We start from the raw sequence: 3,350 nt of genomic DNA, 5'->3' as shown, positions 1-3,350 counted from the left end.
GGCGTGGCGTTAGGCGTGGCGGGCGGTGTGGTGTTCGGCGTGGCGGCTCTGGTTGAAAACGCGATTAAGCATCAGCGTACCCAACCCTGGCTGTTGGGTGGGTTGTGTCTGAGCTGGTTGTTTCTCATCTTTGCCAGCAGTGGTGGGTTGGTCTGGTTGAGCAGTGGACGGTGGCCGGTACCGGTCTGGCCCTACTGACACGAGGTAGCAGCAATGAACCCGTTCACCTTCGGCAATCCGGTGCGTGGAAAAACCTTTGTCGGTCGGCAATGGGCCCAACGACGGATATTGACTGCACTACACCAGGGAAGTTCTGTCTTGATTACCGGCGAACCCCGCATGGGCAAAACGTCATTACTATTGCACATCCAGGATCACCTTGCTGCCGGTGTTGCTGAAACGCCTGTCTGGGTACGTTACCTCGATGCCCACACCCTGTGTGGGTGGCGCGTGCCCCAGTTCTGGCAGGCGGCTCTGGAACCGGTGCAAAAACTACCGTCTGTGCGGCAGGCTTACCTCAAAGCAGAGCGCGAGCGCTTTGGTACGTTCGTCCTGGAAAGTCTGTTTCACTGCTTGCAACAGGCCGGCCAGCGGCTAATCCTGTTGATCGATGAGTTTGATGTTGTCCTGGATGAACCGGGTTTGAACCAGATCGAGTTTTACGGCGGGTTACGCTCGCTGGCAACCCGTTACTCCTCGCTGAGTCTGGTCATTGCGGCCAGGCAATCGCTCGATACGCTTAACCAGCGTACTCAGGAATATAGCCGCAGCGGCTCGCCCTACTTCAATTTCATGAAAGAGATCACCATCGGCCCATTCACCAATGACGAGATTGATACACTCTTCGCAGCCGCGAATGTTCCCTTTACCAGACAGGAACGCGAGTATCTGGCCGGTCTGAGCGGTGGTCATCCCTATCTTCTGCAGGCAGCAGCTTATTTCTGGCATGAGTTTTCTACCGGGCACCCTGATCTCAGACGACGCTGTGAACAGGCTGTCAACGAGACCTTCGCCCAGGTGGAAACCATCCTGCGTGATACCTGGCGGCTCTGGACGCCCTACCAGCAAATGGCTTTTACGCTGGCTGCGCTGGAAGCCATACCAGGGCTGATCCCCGATCGTGAGTTTGATGTGAACCATCTGCTGACCGATCTCCCCAACTTCGCCCCCGAACAGCGGCAACTGATACAGCGTGGGTTTCTCAGAGAAGATGCCAGGTACCGTTGCGGTGTGACCCCGGTCGTCGAGATGATGACCTGGTTTCTGGCAGAAGAGCTTATTCGTCTCCTCCGACCTGCCGATCCCAATATCACCGACTGGTTGAAGGCGCAGCAGTGGGATGGATATCTGAAACAGAGTGAGCGTGAGGCGCTCCAGAAAGCACTTATGGCATTCAAACCATTGTTGCAGAACGGTCTGAATGCCTTCGTTAAGGCTACTGTCGAGGCATTTGCCAGAAGGATAGCGGGGGATTAAGAGTCGAACACTGATATACAGACCCGGTTTACAGGCTTCAGCACCCCAGCTACCCTTCTCACCCCCCGCCCGCTCAGCGCTTCACCGGCGCTGGCAGATCGAGCAGATCGCGGAGAGCCGGTTCCAGGGTCGGAAACCGAAACTGGTAACCGAGGTCGAGGGCTTTGCGGGGGATGGCATTCTGGCCGTAGACGACCAGATCGGCCATTTCGCCCAGCGCAATCCGCAAACTGAATTCGGGAACCGGTAGCCAGGAGGGAGAGCCAAGCACTTTGCCAACGATAGCGGCGAAGTCGCGGTTGGACAAAGCACCCGGTGCGGCAGCGTTGAGCGGGCCACGCACCTGTTCGTTTTCCAGGGCAAAGCGAATTAAGCCTACCTCATCGTCAGGGTGAATCCAGGGGTAGACCTGCGTGCCGGGCAGGATGGGGCCGCCGGTCATGAGCTTGAAGGGCAGCATAATCTGCGGCAACGCTCCCGATGTGGGATCGAGCACCAGACCGGTGCGTAAGCGCACGGTACGCACACTGTACTCTTCGGCGCACACAGCCTCCGCTTCCCAGGCCACGCAGACCTGCGCCAGAAAATCACGTCCCGGCGGCAAGTCTTCGGTGAGCGGAGTGTTGTCACGATACGGGCCGTAGTAGCCAACCGCCGACGCACAGACGAAGACACTGGGTCGCTGCGACGCGGCAGCGATGGCATTGACGATACCACGGGTGCCGATCACCCGACTGTCGCGAATCTCCGCTTTGTATTCGGGTGTCCATCGTTTGCCGAGTAAACCGGTCGAAATCGGTGCCCCGGCCAGATGAACCACGGCCCAGGCACCATCAACCGCAGCCGCCCACGGCCCCTGTTCAGATGGCTGCCAGGCCACATAATCGGCAGCACCGGGCAGGGTTGACCGTGCCCGCGCCGGGTCACGACTGAAGATGACCAGGTGGTAGTCGTTGCGTAATTCAGCAACCAGCCTGCGCCCAATCAGGCCGGTTGCGCCAGTGATAATGATACGTTTTGTACTCATATTATCATCGTACCCTGCATACGTAACGCTGTCAATGGTCGGCCTTTGCACGAAGCTGTGCGTTACTATGGGTGAGCCGTACATCGTCCAGCGCCGAATAGTCGTTCGCCTGTGCGGGTGGCAGATGCTTCAGCCCACCAGTCAGGTGGTGAGAGGTAAACACTCGCTTTCCGCACTGATGTTCTAACCTGAAGCGTTCAGTCTATCTGCCGGAAAGCAGGTGCCTGCCAGCGTATCGGTATCGCAGCGTACCTGCTTTCTCCATGCATTACCCACATGTCACGCTGCGTCAGGCCAGGCTGCAAGCGCTCCCCGTGGCAGCTCCCCGTGGCGCAGGCTTCCAGCCTGCGTGCAGCCATCCTCGCCACCGCCGTCAGGTACTGGCCGTGGCCGTTGGGGGGCAGGCTTCCAGCCTGCGCCACAGGCTGATACACCGTCTACCATCGCCACCTCTGTGACCATCCGCTTTCCGTTCGTGACGTAATACCCTCGCAACCGCAGTGCAACGCGATAGTGCCAGGATCGTGCATGATGCGCTAGGTGCTGCTGATGAGCGACGCGGTTGACCACCTGCTGATGGATAATACATTGCCCACTGGAGGCGTGCTCCATACTGGTTCTTGTTCACCGCAATCCCGGCCCCCCCTCCTAATCTCCCCCCGCTGGGGGAGGAATGGCCAGAACAGATGAACGAACCTACCGGCATGGCATCAGGACGCCCCAGTGCAGCTCGCCATGCTCCCTGCTCCCCTATGCATTACCCACCCGTTGCATCCGGCTGGCTGCAAGCGCTCCCCGTGGCAGCTCCCCGTGGCGCAGGCTTCCAGCCTGCGTGCCGCCATCCTCG

Annotated in this window: 3 protein-coding genes; 2 read left to right on the top strand and 1 reads right to left on the bottom strand. The window is 59.1% G+C overall.

Going from position 1 to position 3,350, the window contains the following annotated elements; genetic code table 11:
* A partial coding sequence (locus VAE57_RS18230; protein WP_322823250.1) for a hypothetical protein occupies nt 1-198 on the top strand: 198 nt, incomplete at its 5' end.
* Between the two features lie 15 nt (nt 199-213).
* Nucleotides 214-1,476 carry an AAA-like domain-containing protein gene (locus VAE57_RS18225; protein WP_322823249.1) on the top strand — a complete coding sequence of 421 codons (1,263 nt, stop codon included), beginning with the start codon at nt 214-216 and terminating at the stop codon, nt 1,474-1,476.
* A gap of 73 nt (nt 1,477-1,549) precedes the next feature.
* On the opposite strand, the gene VAE57_RS18220 is transcribed toward VAE57_RS18225, so the two are convergent.
* Nucleotides 1,550-2,503, bottom strand: coding sequence for a TIGR01777 family oxidoreductase (locus VAE57_RS18220; protein WP_322823248.1), 954 nt, complete (start codon nt 2,501-2,503; stop codon nt 1,550-1,552).
* Between the last annotated feature and the right edge of the window lie 847 nt (nt 2,504-3,350).

This window comes from Chloroflexus sp. (assembly GCF_034434295.1).
In the GTDB taxonomy this organism is placed as follows: Bacteria; Chloroflexota; Chloroflexia; order Chloroflexales; family Chloroflexaceae; genus Chloroflexus.
Note: the sequence above shows the minus strand (reverse complement) of the source record. Positions and strands in the feature narration are given on the sequence as shown.